General features: G+C 43.6%; 18 protein-coding genes. 10 read left to right on the forward strand and 8 right to left on the reverse strand.

Going from position 1 to position 18,677, the window contains the following annotated elements:
• The first annotated feature begins 74 nt into the window (after positions 1-74).
• A complete protein-coding gene (locus A136_RS05365) occupies positions 75-986 on the forward strand; it encodes a LysR family transcriptional regulator (protein ID WP_017060895.1) in 912 nt (303 codons plus the stop codon).
• Positions 987-1,061: 75 nt separating this feature from the next.
• Here the strand turns inward: A136_RS05365 and A136_RS05370 are convergent, their stop codons facing one another.
• From A136_RS05370 to A136_RS05380, 3 genes are all read right to left on the reverse strand, one after another.
• A complete protein-coding gene (locus tag A136_RS05370) occupies positions 1,062-1,976 on the reverse strand; it encodes a YjjW family glycine radical enzyme activase (RefSeq protein ID WP_029235255.1) in 915 nt (304 codons plus the stop codon).
• 43 nt (positions 1,977-2,019) lie between these two features.
• Positions 2,020-3,585, reverse strand: coding sequence for a YjjI family glycine radical enzyme (locus A136_RS05375; protein WP_017064784.1), 1,566 nt, complete (start codon positions 3,583-3,585; stop codon positions 2,020-2,022).
• A 338-nt stretch (positions 3,586-3,923) separates the two neighbouring features.
• Entirely contained in the window at positions 3,924-4,523 is a 600-nt protein-coding gene (locus tag A136_RS05380; protein WP_017064785.1) for a class I SAM-dependent DNA methyltransferase, read from the reverse strand.
• Positions 4,524-4,684: 161 nt separating this feature from the next.
• Here A136_RS05380 and A136_RS05385 point away from each other — a divergent pair, with 161 nt between their 5' ends.
• Positions 4,685-5,563: a LysR family transcriptional regulator gene (locus A136_RS05385; RefSeq protein WP_016797108.1), complete on the forward strand. Its 879-nt coding sequence runs from the start codon at positions 4,685-4,687 to the stop codon at positions 5,561-5,563.
• Between the two features lie 57 nt (positions 5,564-5,620).
• On the opposite strand, the gene A136_RS05390 is transcribed toward A136_RS05385, so the two are convergent.
• Positions 5,621-5,971 carry a hypothetical protein gene (locus A136_RS05390; protein ID WP_017060899.1) on the reverse strand — a complete coding sequence of 117 codons (351 nt, stop codon included), beginning with the start codon at positions 5,969-5,971 and terminating at the stop codon, positions 5,621-5,623.
• A 288-nt stretch (positions 5,972-6,259) separates the two neighbouring features.
• Here A136_RS05390 and A136_RS05395 point away from each other — a divergent pair, with 288 nt between their 5' ends.
• Positions 6,260-7,156, forward strand: a complete 897-nt coding sequence (locus A136_RS05395) for a cation diffusion facilitator family transporter (protein WP_017064786.1) — start codon at positions 6,260-6,262, stop codon at positions 7,154-7,156.
• Positions 7,157-7,203: 47 nt separating this feature from the next.
• Here A136_RS05395 and yddG read toward each other — a convergent pair whose 3' ends face one another.
• Both yddG and yjjG read right to left on the reverse strand, forming a co-directional pair.
• The gene (yddG, locus tag A136_RS05400; protein WP_017064787.1) at positions 7,204-8,136 is read right to left on the reverse strand and encodes an aromatic amino acid DMT transporter YddG; all 933 of its coding nucleotides are present in this window, start codon (positions 8,134-8,136) and stop codon (positions 7,204-7,206) included.
• A 173-nt stretch (positions 8,137-8,309) separates the two neighbouring features.
• The gene (gene yjjG / locus A136_RS05405; RefSeq protein WP_017060902.1) at positions 8,310-8,984 is read right to left on the reverse strand and encodes a pyrimidine 5'-nucleotidase; all 675 of its coding nucleotides are present in this window, start codon (positions 8,982-8,984) and stop codon (positions 8,310-8,312) included.
• A gap of 213 nt (positions 8,985-9,197) precedes the next feature.
• On the opposite strand from yjjG, the gene A136_RS22800 reads away from it, so the two are divergent.
• From A136_RS22800 to A136_RS05415, 3 genes are all read left to right on the forward strand, one after another.
• Entirely contained in the window at positions 9,198-9,350 is a 153-nt protein-coding gene (locus tag A136_RS22800) for a hypothetical protein (protein ID WP_017060903.1), read from the forward strand.
• Between the two features lie 260 nt (positions 9,351-9,610).
• Entirely contained in the window at positions 9,611-10,759 is a 1,149-nt protein-coding gene (gene yiaY, locus A136_RS05410; protein WP_017064788.1) for an L-threonine dehydrogenase, read from the forward strand.
• Positions 10,760-10,954: 195 nt separating this feature from the next.
• The gene (locus A136_RS05415) at positions 10,955-11,878 is read left to right on the forward strand and encodes a hypothetical protein (RefSeq protein ID WP_029235256.1); all 924 of its coding nucleotides are present in this window, start codon (positions 10,955-10,957) and stop codon (positions 11,876-11,878) included.
• A 104-nt stretch (positions 11,879-11,982) separates the two neighbouring features.
• Here A136_RS05415 and A136_RS05420 read toward each other — a convergent pair whose 3' ends face one another.
• Positions 11,983-12,417, reverse strand: coding sequence for a YccF domain-containing protein (locus A136_RS05420; protein ID WP_004730224.1), 435 nt, complete (start codon positions 12,415-12,417; stop codon positions 11,983-11,985).
• A 247-nt stretch (positions 12,418-12,664) separates the two neighbouring features.
• On the opposite strand from A136_RS05420, the gene A136_RS23105 reads away from it, so the two are divergent.
• Entirely contained in the window at positions 12,665-12,790 is a 126-nt protein-coding gene (locus A136_RS23105; protein WP_017060906.1) for a hypothetical protein, read from the forward strand.
• A gap of 102 nt (positions 12,791-12,892) precedes the next feature.
• Here A136_RS23105 and A136_RS05425 read toward each other — a convergent pair whose 3' ends face one another.
• Complete coding sequence (locus tag A136_RS05425) at positions 12,893-13,969, reverse strand: threonine aldolase family protein (protein WP_017064790.1); 1,077 nt, start codon at positions 13,967-13,969, stop codon at positions 12,893-12,895.
• 306 nt (positions 13,970-14,275) lie between these two features.
• Here A136_RS05425 and A136_RS05430 point away from each other — a divergent pair, with 306 nt between their 5' ends.
• The 3 genes from A136_RS05430 (at position 14,276) to A136_RS05440 (ending at position 18,583) form a co-directional block, all read left to right on the forward strand.
• The gene (locus tag A136_RS05430) at positions 14,276-14,893 is read left to right on the forward strand and encodes an NAD(P)H-dependent oxidoreductase (protein WP_010428887.1); all 618 of its coding nucleotides are present in this window, start codon (positions 14,276-14,278) and stop codon (positions 14,891-14,893) included.
• Positions 14,893-16,815: a monovalent cation:proton antiporter-2 (CPA2) family protein gene (locus tag A136_RS05435; RefSeq protein WP_017064791.1), complete on the forward strand. Its 1,923-nt coding sequence runs from the start codon at positions 14,893-14,895 to the stop codon at positions 16,813-16,815. The genes A136_RS05430 and A136_RS05435 overlap by 1 nt, the downstream gene beginning before the upstream one ends.
• Before the next feature lie 541 nt (positions 16,816-17,356).
• Positions 17,357-18,583 (forward strand): DUF819 domain-containing protein, encoded by a 1,227-nt coding sequence (locus tag A136_RS05440; protein WP_017064792.1) that lies wholly within the window; start codon positions 17,357-17,359, stop codon positions 18,581-18,583.
• Positions 18,584-18,677 lie beyond the last annotated feature (94 nt).

Raw genomic sequence — 18,677 nt, forward strand, 5'->3', positions numbered from 1 at the left:
CTTTATCCAATTTGGCTTGTTCGATTTTGTCGTTCATGCAAAATCACAAGCCAATCTGAATGCGTGAGTCATAAATGGATTACTTACACTTATCTAGGGTGAGCCTTAAGCACCTCACTGCGCTTCATATTATGCTGAACACCCACAGCGTCACTCAGACCTCAGAGCAACTCTGTGTCAGCCCTTCGAGTGTAAGCAAAACCCTGTCTCAGTTGCGTGACATCCTGAATGATGAGCTTTTCTATCGAGATGGTACCAAGCTTATCCCGACTCCCTTTGCTCTGAAGATAGCGCCCACTGTTCACGCAATTCTTTCAAGCATGAATGGACTGCTTCATCAAAAGAGTTTTACCCCTCAAGAGTACCAAGGCAGTTTTTCACTTTCGATGCGTGAAAGTACCTTCGAAGTATTTGCCTCTAAGATAAGTAAAATCACTACTGAACTGGCGCCAAACGCGAAGCTCAACATCTATTCGAAACAACAGCTCGGCTTCGATGCTTTACTCAGTGGCAAGGTCAATTTGATCTTGTTGCCTCATGATATATCTCAGCCGCCGACCGATAACAAAGAGCTGGTTTGGGAAACAATTCTTCCAGATGAAATGGTTTGTTTGATGGGCGCACACCACCCTCTCGCTCAGCAAGAACTGACGGTAGAAGGCTACTTAGATTACAAGCACATTGGGATTTTAGATAACGAACTGTCTCAGCCTTACTTTGAACAAAACTTGGTTCAATGCCACCAACCAAGAGAGATGGCAATATCGGTCGCGGACTTCGGCGCTGCGGCTGTGTTGTGTCACCACACACCTTTCCTGTTCACTTGCTCTAAACAGTGGGCTGAGCATGCTAAACAAGCTCAGGGCTTAGTGAGCAAGCCCTTGCCTTTTGATTACGGTAAGGTGGCGTACAGCTTGGTGTGGAATAAACCCAACATGAATGATCAAGCGATCAAATGGTTGTGTGACCTGTTTTTAGAAGCTTAATATTTTTAGAGACTTAATATCTTTAGAAAGTTAACGTTCTTAGAAGCCTGATTGACCGCCTAAGAAATCTAAAGACTAGGTATAAACCTCAGGAGTTTGCATCGGTCTTTGAACTATGGTGTAGAGCTTATCGTGAAAGCTCTGCATCTGTTTTTCGGTGCATTTCGGCCAATCTAACGCGTCGCCAATGACACCATGATGCTGAAACGCATTGAGTCGAATTCGAACATCACTTGGTAGAGTCTTCAAGTAACGCCCCACTTGTTCAATTTCGTCCTCAAGATCGCTTTTATTTGGGATATGTAGCAACCTAACTTCGTGCAGTTTTCCTTTATCTGCTAAGTAGTTAATGGTTTCAAACACCCTATGATTACCTCTACCCACTAACCATTGATGTGTTTCCGATTGCCATGATTTTAGGTCAATCATCGCGCCATCAAGATAAGGCAACACCTTGTCCCACCCTTGAAGTGACAGCGAACCATTACTATCAATAAAACACGTGAGATGCGCTAACTGTGGATCACGTTTAATCGCTTGAAACAGCTCTATGATAAACGGCAACTGCATGGTCGCTTCACCGCCAGAAACGGTAATGCCACTCAAGAAAAACTGATTATGCCTGACGAGTTCAAGCACCTCAGAGACTGCCATTGTAGTGACTTTCGGGCTCGACTTATGATCGCAGATATCAATGCACTTATCGCAGTTGGTGCAAGCTGCTGGGTCCCACTTCACTTTGCCATCAACCATGCTTAAAGCACGGCTTGGACAGCCACTCACACAATCTCCGCAATGGTTACAGTGATTAATAGTGTGTGGGTTATGGCAGGTTATACAATCGAAATTGCACCCTTGTAGAAACAGCACTAGGCGATTTCCCGGTCCATCAACACAAGAAAAGGTCAGCACACGGCTGACCTTCGCTTGTTTTTCTGTCTTATTATTTTTAACCCTAGCCATTTGAGTTGTTAAATCAGAAATTTTCATAATTCACATTGTTCGTATTCGAAACGCATAACACACGTTAAAGCTATTCGTATGTCGGCGACATCTCTAAACTCGCCACGCGTGGTTTACGCTCTAATATGCCCGTGTTCTTCGCAGCTTCGGCACCTAAAAAGGTGGTATTGGTGCGTGAGCCTTGCTCGTCATATTTGGCAATGTCAGATAGCTTAATCATGTAACCCGTGACACGAACCAAATCATTTGATGCAACGTTAGCCGTGAACTCTCGGTAACCCGCTTGAATCGCGCCTTTACACAGGTTAAACATCGCTTCAGGGTTAGATTTCACTGTTTCGTCGATGGTCAGAATGTCACTGATGCCCGAGGTGTAGAACTTATGGTGACCCGCGGTTGCACGAACGTAAGAGACAGGATCCGGTTCGGTACCATAAGGAATACGGACACCCGGCGTCACATCTTCATCTAAGCTAATACCGCCTTGAGCATGCAGCAGAGCTTTACCTTCTAATCCATATTTCACTTCAGAGCGTTCAACGATCTCAGCCAGCTTTTCAGAGATACGATGACCAAGCTGATTCGCCAGTTCATCGTGACCATAACGCCCTGCTTGACCTTCTTTCTCCAACAAGATGTTGACTGCTTCCGCCATGCCGTAAATACCAAACATTGGCGCAAAGCGATCCTCTTCGATCAAACCTTCTTTGGTTAAGAAGCCTTCGAAGAAGTTAGACTCTTCATGTAAGAAGCGGCTTCGAACGTTCATCAACTCAACCATGATGCCACTGTAGTTCGGCAATACTTGTTGTAAGAAATCAGCACTGTCCTCAGACTTCAACGCCACTTGCTTAAGGTTCATACGCACCAAGGTGTTTGAACCACCCGCTAACGGCAGAGAGTTGTAGCAGCTCACAATACCAAAACGCTTATCGCCGTAAGCCTCGGCATGCGCTGGATAGTTTGCAATATGTGGTTTACTGCATTCACAGATGTTGCTCGCCGCATGACGAAGTAGATCATCAGGTGTCACGGCTGGGTCGTACATAAAGGTTAAGTTTGGCGCGACCTGCTTCAATTCAGCGTCTACACGTAAAATCGTACGGCAGATAATGTTGTCTGTCGGGCCGATATTCACATGCATAAAGGCGTCTGGCAGTGTGCGATCCAACATGATCCAGAACAGCTTAATCTTTTGGTATACCTGCTCTTCTGTTAAGTCGCCCACGAAAGGCATCAACACATCATCCAACTGACCTAGGTAAACCGGAATTGAAGTGACAGACGGAACATGGTGGTAAAGGATGGTAAGCATGTTCAATGCTTCATCGAAGTTGGTTGCCGCGCTAAGCTCTAAATACTCTGAGCCTTGATGTAAGTATTTAGAATAATCTGGAAGTACATAGCGCGGCTTAAATGGGGCGTGCCCTTCAAACATGTCACACAGCACACCTTGTTGTAAGGCTTGCTCTACTTCTTTGCTTACCGGCATATACGGTAAGCTGGCTTCAGCTTCTAAGGCAAGATAGCTCGACTTCTGTTTTGGTGACAGGTTGGCATCTGAAATGATATTGCTAAAGCGTTGTTGTTGCTCTGAAAGTGGTGAAGAAGTAGATGACGCAGATTGGTGGCTCATGATTAAACCCTTAGTGTTGTTATGGGCTTATTTTATATCTCACCGTTATATTTCCACTAATGAAATGTATGCAAGACTACATTTCCAAAATGGAAATAAATAATTTGTAAATTAGCGGTGTTGAGTTTTCTATGAGCGAGATGAGAAACAGAGAAATAGAGAAATAGAGAAATAAAGAAACCAGAGTTAGTAGTGAAGAAATGAGAAAGCGCTAATTCGTTCTGTTTAAAACAATAGCGCCAAAAAGAGAAAACCCACATAACTGACGTTAGAGTCGTTAATGTGGGTTTAGTAGTTTAAATGAGCATTCTGAATGCTAGCTCAAGGCATACACACGATTACAGATCTGGAAGCGCTTGTTTACGTCCAACACCCATTAATACCTTTAACTCTCCTTGTGGAGTGTCAATCGAGAACGGTGTAGAGACTTCAACTACTGCAAAGCCCGCTGCACTCAATACATTTTCTGAGCGCTGTTGGCTTACACCGTAGTCTTCACTGTCGCTTTCCAAGTACCAATCCCAGTGTACAAACGTACCGTCGTTTTCAAGCAGCGTGTAAATCAGACTGACTGTGTCTTGTAGGTTCGGGATAAAACCACACACCGAAGAGGCTACCACTAGGTCAAACTGGTTTCTGAATGCTGGATGCTGCGCTGCAAGTCCGCGCGATAAAATATCAACTACCGGTTCAACGTTAGGTAACTCTTTCTTATCTAACTCTTCAATCATCCCTTCAGAGATATCAAGTGCGATGATCTCTTTTGCTAAAGGAGATATTTTCTGGCTGAGTAGTCCTGTACCACAACCAAAATCAAGGACACGGGTTCCGTTTAAATCAACGAGCTGTGTTAACTGGTCAAATACGGATTGTGCGAATACTGCAGTTGCGGGATCTTTATCCCAATCAACGGCGTATTCGTCCCATTGTTTCGCCATCATGGCCTCCATCTTTACTTCTTGTAGGTTCGGAACTTCCCCAGAGTAAACCAAATTAGTCAATTCGTCATAGAGTTATCATGCAAAGATGGACTATTTCTAAGATAGTCAGCACAATATTCAGATAATATGCACCAACCCCCGCTCAATATGGAAATGAAATGAACCTTTCTCAAGTCCAAGCCTTTTGTTCCGTTGCTGATTTAGGATCAGTTTCTGAAGCTGCACGCCAGTTAGAATGCAACCGAACCAAACTCAGCATGTCGATTAAAGCCTTGGAAAAAGAGTTAGATGTCGAGCTGTTCGTCCGCAGCGGAAACCACGTTGAGCTTTCAGAAGCGGGTAAAGCGATTTACAAAGATTGCGAAGGCATGTTGGTGACAGCCGCGCGTATTAAACAAACCTGCTTGCATGTTTCGGGCGAATTCAACGCAGAAATTTGGATAGCACGAGATGACTCCCTACCCGATGAAATGTGGCAGGACTTATCTCACGCCTTAAATAACAAGTACCCTTCTACCTCATTCAACTTCGTTCTCGCATCGAGCGGTGACTTAGCTAACCTAGTTGAAACTCAGCAAGTCGACTTCGCATTTGGTGTCGATTACGAACGCGTCGATGACCCAAGAATTATCTACAACCCGCTTGGTAAGATTCGAATGATGTCTGTATGTAAGAAAGGACATGATTTGAGTGCGATGCGACGAGTGTCTGATGAAGTACTGAGAAATTCGATGCAAGCAACCATGGTTTATCTTAATGAAAAGGATAATCCTGAGCTTGAGCCCTTCTCGCGTCGTTACATTGGCTTCTCTAGCTTCGACTTTATGTTGGATACGATTCTACGTGAAGAAGCATGGGGCGTAATGCCTGAGCCATTGATTCGCCATTTACTGCGTGAACAAGAGCTTGCCGTGATCAAACACACCTACGGTTTAACACAAGAAGACTACTGTATGTTTACCGCGGCTGGCATGGCAGAGCACCCAGGAATGAATTGGTTGGCCGACCAGCTTAGTGATTATTTGTTTGATTTCTAGCTCGCGCTTATTGCTTATCGTCGATAACAAAGGGAAAAACCACAAACAGCACTACTCCTAAAAGACCATCACGTGATCCACTAAATAGCGTCCGTCTTCTTCAACCAATACCATTTCAGCGACAAACTCACCTTTGGCGATGGTGTAAGCTTGTTTCCACACAAAGGCGATGGAGTCTGAACGTCTAAATAAAGCAACTTGCTCACGCTCAGCAAAAAAGCCATTACTGTGCTGATAATGGTGACACACCTTTTCTAAATATTCTGGCGTAACAATGTCTTTCATCCTTTGCGTAAAATCTCGACAGTGCTGTTCATGATCAACCTTAGTTGAACCATCCATCAGATTATCCATGATCGGGTTAGCAATCGCCCACAACTCATTATCACTGATATCGTCAAACTTCATATTAATTCACTCCTTGTCCATCGCAGTCGCAGTCAAATCTAGAAGACCAATAAGACCTTAGCGACTAATGTGTTTTATTAATCATAAACGATCCTATTTCAGTTGCACACCATCACCAAAAAACACTCAACGTCAACTTTATTGACACCACACCCTTATCTTAAGTCACTGAATTATATTGATTTATATGTTAGAATTAAATAAGACATATAAACATCATCAGATAAAGTTTGTAAAGTTAGCTCATTATTAGAACAATGAAGTTATCAAAAACATCTGGAAAATATTATGTGTGACAGGAAAAGCCAAAACGAAAATCGAGTACTATTGTTCTCAGCCCTTTTAGCATCAGGCTTCGCAATTGGCGGATTGGTGTTGGGTCTTCTCGTTGGCTCTCTGGTCATAGTATTTGACGGTGTCTATTCTCTTATCAGCTTACTGTTAACTTTATTGTCACTAGCTGCCTCGAAATACATCAATCGCCCTTCGGACACTGAGTTCCCGTTTGGTCGAGCAATTATCGAACCGATTGTTATTGCCATCAAAGCCGTTGTGATTCTTCTTGTGGTTGGTTATTCACTTTACTCTGCGATTGGTGCCCTAATGACGGGTGGCCGTGAAGTTGATGCTTCTATTGCAACTCTGTTTGGTATTTTCAACGTGTTGGGTTGTGGTTACGCTTGGTGGTACATCGCGAATAAGAGCAAACGTATTTCTTCAGGTCTGATTCAGGCTGAATCTAAGCAGTGGCAGATGGATACGCTACTGAGTGTAGCGGTAACAGCGGGTTTCGTAGCGGCTTGGTTAATTACTTTTTCTCCGCTTGCAGAATACGCAGTGTATGCCGACCCAATGATGATGTTGCTAATGTCTTTCTACTTCATCAAAGTGCCTTTCGACATGTTACGTGAGGCGATGCGCGAACTGCTTATGATGTCGGCAAACAAAGATATTTGTGATGCGGTAGATAAGAACGTTGTCGCGGTAGACAAAGAAGCGGAGCAAGATTTGGAGCTGATGGGTGTGACTAAGGTTGGTCCAGAATTACGAATCAATGTTGATATTCATACCAACGACCAACAAGCGATTGCGGTCGATGATATTGAACGTACGCGCCGCCAACTTAAGCGACGCTTATCGAAGATGCCTTATGAGCTTCAATTGAATCTCAATATCGCGAGTTAAGAGTCGAGAGTTAAGAACCAAGAGCTAACCAATCAACCTCTCGCTGACTAAGACTCTGATTGAACCTTTTTAGAAGCCGACGCCGTAACCGTCGGCTTTTTGTCTCTGGTTACCCACCAGCAAGCTAAAGAGCCAATCGTTACCATACAAACGCCCTGCCAAAACGTCATGCTCAATGACAAACCCAAAATAATAGAAGACAGTAAGGTCGCAAAAATAGGCGTGAAATACGACATGGTCGCCAAGAAGACCATATTGCCGCCAAGTATCGCTGTATTCCAAAGCGCGTAACCTGCGCCCATACACACGCCTGCCAACACTAAGTCAATCGCAGCACTGGTTGTCATCACCATGCCGGTTTCGTTACTCAATGCGTATTTGATCCACAAGGTGATTGCCGTTGCGATAAAGAACAACACAATCGCATTCTGCCCTTTCGCCACTTTCTGAGTGTAATTACAGTAAACCGCCCAAATAATCGCGCCGAAAAACGCCATTGAATAAGTTTTTGGGTTAGTAGCAACATTGGCAGCGATTTGTTCAACAGAAAGCCCCTGATCGCCGCTGATGCTCCAAGCGACGCCAAAGAAGGCCAAGAAGATACTTGGGTAAACCAACCAGTTAATTTTCTTGTCGCTCAGCAGCACCGCAAATAACACCGTCAGTGCTGGCCATAAGTAGTTGATGACAGCCATTTCCAAGGCTTGATGTCTATTGTTTGCCATTCCTAAAGCCAGAGCTAAGAAGATCTCATAACAAACGAACAGAGCACCACCAATCAACAGGTATGACTTAGAAAACCGCGACAGCTTAGGTAACCCCATAACACAGACCAACAACAGTGAGCTCACTGTATAAAGACTGGCGGCGCCACCAATTGGGCCCAGTTGTTCTGATACGCTACGAGACAGCGCGATTAAGCAGCTCCAAAGTAAAATGGCAGCAATGCCGTAGCAGCTATGGCGATGAGATTTCAGCACGCCTCTTCCTTATTTTTATTGTAATGGGGTAATCAAAGCGAGCTTAAAGCAAAGGTAGGCTTAAACGCCACTATCGATAAGTTGCAGTAAGTAAAAATAAGTAGCCGAGCACATAACTGTACTCGGCTATCAATCATTCACTCAAAAATCTAAAAGCAATTAGCAATTAGCAATTATGCTAGTAAAAGAGCTTGCAGGTCAGCCAGAGACTTAACCTGATAATGAGGGTTAATTCCGGCTGGCGTTGCCTTTTCTTGACTATTTAACCAACAGGTTTCAATACCAAAATCTAATCCGCCTAGAATATCGGAATGTGGGTTATCTCCGACCATCAATACTCGTTGCTTAGATGGTAACCCGATCAGCTTATGGGCATATTCAAAAATTTGTGCATCCGGTTTGGCTACCCCAACCTCTTCAGAAATTATCACGTGCTCAAAGTAATCCGTCATTCCTGTACGCTCTAAACGAATTGACTGCAGCTCTGTAAAACCGTTAGTGATGATGCCCATGTTCACTTTGCCTTTTAAAGACTCCATCAACTCTTGTGCACCCGGTAATAAAGAGCAGATATCCGCCATCGCTGTTAAGAATGCACTGTTTAAAGCAGCGGTTGTTGTCTCTAATTTCTCAGCCCAGCTTTCGAAGCGCGTGTGTTTCAGTTGATCAGCCGTAATGCGACCATCTTGATAGTCTACCCATAGTGGTAGGTTAACTTCTTGATAAAAGGAATAATCCTGTTCGTTGAAGTCCACACCAAAACGAGAAAACATCAGCTTCATTCCCTGATAAGCATCAAAATGGAACAAGGTTTCATCTGCATCAAAGAATATCCAGTCGTACTTCATTTTATTTCCTATTAATCACGCTGTTGAGCTGCGTTTATCTTTAGTTGTTCATTGGCTCAAAGACCAGATGTTCATTCTACTACCAATTTTGTGAGCCTGAATATAGTTCTAATAATTTATAGAAAACAAGCCACAAGTCATGATGTATCGCAAATTTTGCCACATATTAAACCAATACCATACAATAAATACACTTAGGTACCGGGAGGTACTATGAAGCACTTTTTACCATCGTCTGTCATGCTTACCCCTTTTCTTGTCAAATACTATGACGAGGAGTCAGAAGACACGCTTGATTCTGAAGAGTCACAAGAACCTGAAATTGAATGCAGCGATGACTCAGATAAAACGTCGACACCAGCCTAACTAGAAGAGTTTTCAATGAAAAACCTTATTTTTCATTGTCATAGAGCTCCATACTGTCTCTAATTTAGTCGATTTATCGCGATCTATTACTGACAATCAACACAGCCAAAAACCATGAAAACGATTGCTATATGAGCCCTATCACAACGACTAGCCACAAAGTGGTAGTTCAAATTCAAAGTTGTTCCAGATCAATGGTCGACCACTTGAATGCCGACAACATGTAGGAAATTAAAAATCATAATTAACGGAGTTTTCCAATGTCTACTGCATTTTACATCCCTACAATCAACTTCATGGGTACTGGCTGTCTGAAGGATGCTGCTGATAGTATTCAGTCTCAAGGCTTTAAAAAAGGTCTGATCGTAACTGATAAGATCTTGAATCAAATTGGTGTAGTTAAGCAGGTACAAGACCTTCTTAGCCAGCGAGGCGTAGACGCAGTTGTATTCGATGGCACTCAACCAAACCCAACCATCACGAACGTTAACGATGGTCTTGAATTGCTGACTGACAACGATTGTGATTTCGTTGTTTCTCTAGGTGGCGGTTCTCCACACGACTGTGCAAAAGGTATCGCTCTGGTTGCTTCTAACGGCGGCAAGATTGCAGATTACGAAGGCGTAGACCAATCTGAAAAGCCAATGATGCCATTGATCGCTATCAACACCACGGCTGGTACGGCATCTGAGATGACTCGTTTCTGCATCATTACTGACGAAGCTCGTCACATTAAGATGGCTATCGTTGATAAGCACACAACACCGCTTATCTCAGTAAACGATCCTGAGTTGATGCTTGCTAAACCTGCATCATTAACTGCTGCAACTGGTATGGATGCGTTAACGCACGCAATCGAAGCTTACGTTTCAATCGCAGCAACGCCAATTACCGACGCTGTAGCAATCAAAGCAATCGAGCTTGTGCAAGCACACCTAAGAACAGCGGTTACGCACGGCGAAGACATTGAAGCTCGTGAGCAAATGGCTTACGCACAGTTCATGGCGGGTATGGCTTTCAACAACGCTTCACTAGGTTACGTTCACGCAATGGCGCATCAACTAGGCGGTTTCTACGACCTTCCACACGGTGTATGTAACGCTATCTTGCTTCCACACGTTCAACGCTACAACGCACAAGTTTGTCCTGAGCGTCTACGTGATGTGGCAAAAGCAATGGGTGTGAATGTTGAAGGCATGACAGCTGAACAAGGCGCAGAAGCTGCGATCAACGCGATTGTTCAACTTGCAAACGACGTGAACATCCCAACAGGTATCGCGCAACTTGGTGCAAAGCTAGAAGATATCCCTACTCTGTCTGACAACGCACTGAAAGACGCATGTGGTTTTACTAATCCTAAACAAGCGACCCACGAAGAAATCTCTGCGATTTTCGAAGCGGCAATGTAATCTGCCATTAAGTCACTTATAAACTTATCGACAAACGGGCTCACCTACTGAGCCCGTTTTCTTTACCTGCCATATGTTATTCAAGTCTCTGTTTTGAATAGCCACTGATTAAGATAAATCTCTTTAAAAGTCGCATTGTCATAACTGCTTAGTTATAGTCAAACTATTGATACATAGAATGACAAACAGGTTCCATTGAGTCGTTGGATAGTTAACTCCTCATTATTAGCATCGCTCGTTTCCCACTCTGCCTTCGCGGAGGAACAGGATGAGTGTCACAGCCAACCGTTAGAAGACACGCGCGTCGAAAAAGCTTACCACTACCTAAACAGCAAGTTTTGTCAGCCCGCAATATGGTTCGATAACTTCTTTGTGGATGACCGTATTACCGAGGACGCCAGAGCCGGAACCTCTGTACGTTGGTATAATGATTTCATCTATTCTGAGGGCGGTGACGTGGATTATTCCACCAAGCTCAACGCACGCCTGCATTTACCCTTTGTCAGCAAAAGGCTTAAGCTAATCTACGAGTCTGTTGGCGATGAAGAATTCTTAGACTTCTTCCCACAAGATTCTGAAGAGTTAGAAAATGCACTTGGCCTTCGTTATGACGCCTATGCCAAGGGTTACAGTAGTTTCAATATCAAAGCGACATTACGCCCAAGAATAGAGGCTCGCTATCGTTTTACCTACCCGCTCACCACAGATGCAGTATTCAGGCTGACCCAACGTGTATATCAAGAAAAACAAGAGACTGGTGAGATCACCGACATCGACTTTGATCTTTCTTTAAGTGATGATTTCTTGGCTCGATGGTCAAGCTTTGCAGGATATAACGACGACCTTAAAGGTTGGAACTATGGTACAGGGCTAACCTTGTATCACTACCTTGCCCAAGACCAAGCACTTCAATATAGCGCCACGATTAATGCAACGGATGAGCCTCATAATCATTACGAATACGCTCAGGTTTCGGTTACCTACCGACAAAACGTATGGAAAGAGTGGCTGTTCTACGAACTCATCCCTCGTTATCAATGGGAACGAGAACCTCATGAGAAACACACCGAAGAAGCCAACATCACCCTTAGGCTTGAAGTCTTGTTCAACAATGTCTAGTGAGTGTTTGTGAGATTGGGGCATCGTTAGATAGAAAACGAGGCACAAAAAAGCACATCATGTGATGTGCTTTTTCAGTTCTATATAAGGCTTAAACTGTAGTCTTAACCCTTGTAGTTTCTTACTCGTGCCGCTTCTGCTTCACGCTTGTCGACAACGGTTTTACCGATTGGCGCCAATGAGATAACCGCGAGCTTAAGGTGCTGAATCGCAAACGGAATACCTATAATAGTAATGAAACACGCTACTGCTGACATGATGTGACCAATCGCCAACCAGATCCCCGCAAATAAGAACCAAATAACGTTACCAATCACACCTAGCGGGCTCGTGCCGATGTCCATTTCATTGGTTAGCTCATCACGCGAAATCGCTTCCTGACCAAATGGGAAGAATGAGAAGTTACCCATAACAAAACATGCTCTACCCCATGGAATACCAACGATGGTTAGGAATGCGAGCAGTCCGAAGAACCACCAAGCTAGTCCCATAAATACGCCACCGAACAGAAACCAAATGATGTTTCCTATTGTTTTCATTCTGTATTCTCCAAATCTTTGAATGCTATTTATTTAATATGCCGAGTAAGGCAATGATTGTTGTAATAGGTTCATTATTGTTGAACCTTTATGAACCGTTTATGAATCACTTACATTTTATGTGATTGATATACACCACGGTTCTCTAAATCTACATAGGGCTAAACCCATTTATTTGATACCATACACTTAGATTTTTAGTACCAAAAAGCTAAACAGACTCAACAACGAATTTAAGGCCGAATTTATGAATAACACTGAGCAACCTAAAAAGAAAATGAAAAACTGGGTGCCAATCGTCTTCTTCGGACTTCTCAGCACTGTTCCAGTGTTCATGTTCTTAGTTGATGTGTACATCAACCAGTATATGTAACAGAGCCGGACATCCTAGCTATATAAATGGATATAAGAACCCTTTCCTGTATCCATTTCAGTTCCAATTAGATCAGTTCTTCTTCAGCCAGCTCTTCGTTAATCAAATCAGCTCTTCGCTAATAAAATCTAGAATGTCTATCAGCTCATGATCAGGCAAATTTAGTAGGTTATCCCCTACATACCATTCAATCTTACATTGGTTTGGCAACTCACTGATCGCTGGGTTTCCTATCCAAATCTTGTGTTTCTTCGCTATGTTATCTCTCACAATAATGCCGTCTTCATAGCTCACAGGTAAATATAGGTGAAGCATGTTGACCTGCGGTTGCTGCGGATTAACGGTGAACTGAGGGTAATCTTGTAATATTTGATAAACCTGTTTGGTGCGTTCATACAGAGCTGGCATCAGTTCTAATCGCTCATCAAACTGCATCGCAGCAGATACCACATAAGGCGTTCGGTGATACACGTTACCACCTTGGCGCTTCATCCACGCCGATGCCTTCGCTACAAAAGCTTTATCGCCCAACAATAACGAACCACCAAGGCCATTGAGACCTTTGTACAGCGAAACATAAGCACTATCGAAGCCCTGAGCAATCTCGCTGTATGACTTTTGGTAATAGGCGCCGCATTCCCACAAACGCGCACCATCCATATGAAGGTGAATTGATTGTTCTTTGCAGTACTGCTTGATCGCTTCAAGCTCATCCCATTCTGGTAATTGGCCGCCGATTTCACGCATGGGTAATTCATATAGAGCGGCTGCAATCTCATCAGGCCACGCCTTTAAGTCATCAACATTCCAAGTGCGAAATACGTTGCCAACGGGAAGTACGTTGAATCGGTTTTGGAGCTGATACCCTTGGCGTTCATGACGCATAATATGACTCGATTCATGCATCGCCACTACTGGGTTTCTTTTCTCTTGGCACGCAATTTCTAGTGCAGTCGGTTGATTCATGGTGCCCGTAATAACAAACACAGCCGCTTCATAACCGAGCAGATCTGCCACTTTCTTTTCAAAACTCTCAATAAACTCGCCATCACCGTAGCTATCGTGAGTAACATTATTTGTTTCACACCAGTGAGCCATCTGAGCGAATGTTTGTGCCGGAGTTGGTTCTAAGTGACCAGAAAGCAAAAAATCACATTGTTGACGCAGATCTGTACTCATACTCTTTCCTTTGTTCGTTATCATTGTATGAAAAGTTGTCGAATGGTTTCGTTCTAACGTTAAGGTGACATAAAGTAAAAATGTTAGCTTTTATTATTAACGAATATTTAGTTTTACAAGCTCATATCCTTTCGAAGTATTGAATTGTATAAACAATACAGTGCCTTAAAACAAGGTAAACTATACGAAATGAGATAATGAAAAAACAATCACTATTAGCTAATTCGTTGTTCTTCAAGCATTCTTCTATTATTGTATATCTATAATCCCAATAGGTATTATTCGTTTATATACAAAGAGGGCTATATGTCGAAAAATCGAGTTTTAGTGCTATTCGCACACCCTTCTCAACATCGTTCTGAAGCAAACAAACCGTTATTTGAGCAAGCAAAACGCGTTGACGGTGTCACGTGCGTCGACCTCTATGCCGAATATCCAACGTTCAAGATCAGCATCGATCGTGAGCAAAAACGCCTATTGGACCATGACATCATCATTTTTCAGTTCCCCTTATATTGGTACTCCACACCGGCAATTCTCAAAGAGTGGCAAGATCTCGTTCTAGAGTATGGCTTCGCCTATGGAACCGATGGCAACGAGTTACAAGGTAAGAGCTTACTGTGTTGCATCACTGCTGGCGGTAAAAAGGATGCTTACCAAAGTGATGGCTACAACCACTTCACTATTCGAGAACTGCTTCACCCAATTGAACAAACCGCGTCTTTATGTGGGATGAACTATCTTGCGCCTTTTGCGCTTTTTGGATCTCGTACCGCTTTAGAAGAAAACCGTATTCAACAACATGTCGATAGCTACAGAACGCTTTTACAGGCCTTGGTTGCAGGTGATATCAACATCAAAAGAGCCAACAAGGCAGAAAAATTGAACCATATTGTGGAAGAATTGATGGCAGAGGTTAAATAATGACGGGATACTTTCTACAAGCATTTATCTATTTAATTGCAGCCGTGATTGCGGTCCCTATTGCCAAAAGACTTGGACTTGGATCAGTTCTCGGCTACTTAATCGCTGGCGTTGTGATTGGTCCCATCATTGGATTGGTTGGCGAAGAGACAACAACCATCCAGCACTTTGCCGAGTTCGGTGTAGTGATGATGCTGTTCTTAGTCGGGCTTGAACTTGAACCTAAGATGCTATGGGCGATGAGAAACCGATTGATGGGGCTTGGTGGCCTTCAAGTTGGTGGTACGACCGCTATCGTGATGGGAATTGCACAGTTCTTTGGTCAACCTTGGACGATTGCTTTAACTATCGGTTTGATCTTTGCGCTTTCATCGACAGCCATTGTTCTACAAACGTTCAATGAGAAAGGCCTGTCTAAAACGGAAGGCGGTAAAAACGCTTTCTCGGTACTTTTGTTCCAAGATATTGCCGTTATCCCAATGCTGGCGTTCATCCCTTTGTTGGCTCTTCCTGAATTGGTTGCTTTGGCAGAAAGTGCCGCCCAAACCGCTGCACACCATGATGAACTCAGTTTAGTTGCAGGTTTGCCAAGTTGGGCATACGGACTTGTTATTACGGCTTCAATTGCGATTGTGGTCGTCGGTGGACATTATCTAAGTCGGCCACTGTTTCGTTTTGTTGCGAGCTCTGGCTTACGCGAGATCTTCACTGCAACTGCACTGATGTTGGTGATTGGTATTGCCGCGCTAATGAGCCTTGTTGGTTTGTCGCCTGCCCTAGGTACTTTCTTAGCAGGTGTGGTACTTGCCAACAGTGAGTTCAGGCACGAACTGGAATCTAACATCGACCCGTTTAAAGGGTTATTGCTTGGATTGTTCTTTATCACGGTAGGCGCAGGTATCAACTTTGGCGTTCTATTTAACGATTTCGCACTCATCATTGGCTTAACTCTTGGCGTGATGGCGCTGAAAGCCTTGGTGTTGTTTACACTGGCTTTAATCTTCAGAATCAAAAACAGCGACCGCTGGCTATTTACATTGAGCTTGGCTCAAGCGGGGGAATTTGGTTTTGTACTACTCAGCTTCTCAGCACAGAACCATGTATTACCTGCGGATATTGTTCAAACACTATCACTGGTTGTTGCCCTCTCTATGTTCTTAACTCCTGGTCTGTTCATTCTGTTTGATAAAGTCATTCTGCCCCGTTACGAGCAAAAATCGAACGATCGAGAAGAAGACAAAATAGAAGAGAAAGGTACCGTTATCATTGCAGGCATCGGCCGATTTGGTCAGATCGTAAACCGCTTGTTGGTAACAAATGACGTCAATACCGTAGTATTGGATCATCAAGCAAACCAAGTGGACTTATTACGCTCCATCAATATTAAATCTTACTTTGGTGATGCTACTCGTCACGACTTGTTGCATACCGCGGGTATCGAAGAAGCCGCGATGCTTGTTGTTGCTATCGATAATCAAGATTCTAGCGTCGAATTAGTGAAGTACGTAAAACACACGTATCCAAAAGTTAAAATCTTGGCGCGTGCATTTGACCGTGGTCATAGCTATCGCTTAAGAGAAGCCGGCGCCGATTTTGTGGAATCAGAAACGTACCATTCAGCACTTGAGATGGGCGCACAAGCCTTGCGTTCTCTTGGGCATCATCCATTTTTTGTTGAACAGCAAAAATCAACGTATCAACGTGTCGAAAGTCGTAAATCTGAAAAGCTTTATCAAGCTTGGTCTGAAGCCGAAGAAAATCCACGCTACGACAATAACTACCGACAGATCTTCATTCACCTGGAAGAAGCGATGAAAGAAGACATGAAAAAAGACCGTTCAGACAAGCATTCTCGCTCCGAACGTGGTTGGACACCGCCACCGAAAGGCTATGCAGATGGCTTTGAGGAAGAAGAGTCCTAAGCAGAACTCTAAATAACGGCGCTAGATAACCATACTAGGCAACCATCAAAAGCGGCTATTTAGGCCGCTTTTTCTTTCATTGAACCCCTACAAAACGTCAAATGGGCATGAGTAGCGGGTGCTAGAACTCGTAATCCGAAAGATTTATGTGATCTAGCTAAAATTTTTAATTTCTGACCACATGGCAAAAGTGAATTCACTTTTTACATTATTGAAACATTCCAACCTCGCATAAACCACACCATAAACATGGCTATATATGCACTCATTTAAGTCGTTCAATCATCGCCCCAATTCATAGCGACCACCCTCTAAGGCTTGAGTTACATTGCACATATCTAAATACGCTGCACAAGCCTTAACCCAACCATTCACCACACAAATAAGTATTGCGCCGCATTCACAAATTCAACCCGTTAAAATTAACATAAACATTTCAAAACATGTCTATCGTTACAATTTGTAACGAATAGCGGTTATCGGTATAGTCCTGCAATTCAAAAAGTGAGACCTCTGCGCTCACCTTAAAGGAGATATAATAATGATTACTAATGATGCTGTAATAATGGGCATGTTAGCTGTTATTCTTGGCGGTGTTTTTATCACGGAAAGTAGCCAAAATAGCGCACTGAAAAAATTCTACTCGTTCGTTCCGGGTCTATTGCTTTGTTACTTTGTTCCCTCTTTATTAAACAGCTTCGGCATAATCGATGCTTCGAATTCTAAACTGTACTTTGTTGCAAGCCGTTACTTACTTCCGAGTGCACTCGTTCTACTGATCATCTCTGCAGATCTGCGCAAGATCTTTGGACTAGGTTCAAAAGCCGTCATCATGTTCCTAACCGGTACTGTCGGTATTATCATTGGCGGCCCATTGGCTATCTTGATCATCGACCAAATAAATCCTGGCCTTGTATCGGGTGATGTATGGCGTGGTCTAACAACGGTGGCTGGTTCTTGGATCGGCGGCGGTGCAAACCAAGCTGCAATGAAAGAAGTATTTGAAGTTGACGATCAGTTGTTCTCTGCGATGATTACTGTGGACGTAATCTGTGCCAATATTTGGATGGCAATATTGCTTATCATGGCAGGTCGTCAGAAGAAGATTGATGCATGGTTAAAAGCCGATACTTCATCTATCGAAGACCTAAAAGAAACCGTATCTAAGTACCAAGAAGAAAACGCGCGTCCGACGACGACAACGGATCTAATGAAGATCACTGCGATTGCGTTTGGCCTTACGGGCTTAGCACACTTCTTTAGCGACATTATCGCACCATGGATCTCAACTAACGCTCCTGAACTGGCGCAATACAGCCTGACTTCTGGATTCTTCTGGTTAATCGTAATGGTGACTACGTTTGCACTCATTGCTTCATGCTTCAAATCAACACGCAGCCTTGAGCACAGTGGCGCATCTAAAGTGGGCTCTGCATTCATCTACATCCTAGTTGCCACTATTGGTATGCAGATGGATATCACAGCTATCTTGGATAACCCAGGCTACTTCTTCATCGGTATCACTTGGTTAACCATCCACGCGATTATCATGATTGTGATGGCAAAGCTAATCCGTGCACCACTGTTCTTCATGGCAGTAGGTAGCCAAGCTAACGTCGGCGGTGCTGCATCGGCTCCTATCGTAGCGGCAGCGTTCCACCCAGCATTAGCTCCAGTAGGTATTCTAATGGCTGTACTTGGTTACGCACTCGGTACATACGGCGCTTACATCTGTGGCCTAATCATGCAGGCTGCTGCATTGGGTTAACAACTCATTGCTGTAAAAAATGGGCAACTGAACCTTGATCATATCGCCCATTTTCTTGAGTTCCGAGATGTAAAAAAGGCGACAGTAAAAACTG

The organism is Vibrio crassostreae 9ZC13, from assembly GCF_000272045.2.
Taxonomy (GTDB): Bacteria; Pseudomonadota; Gammaproteobacteria; order Enterobacterales; family Vibrionaceae; genus Vibrio; species Vibrio crassostreae_C.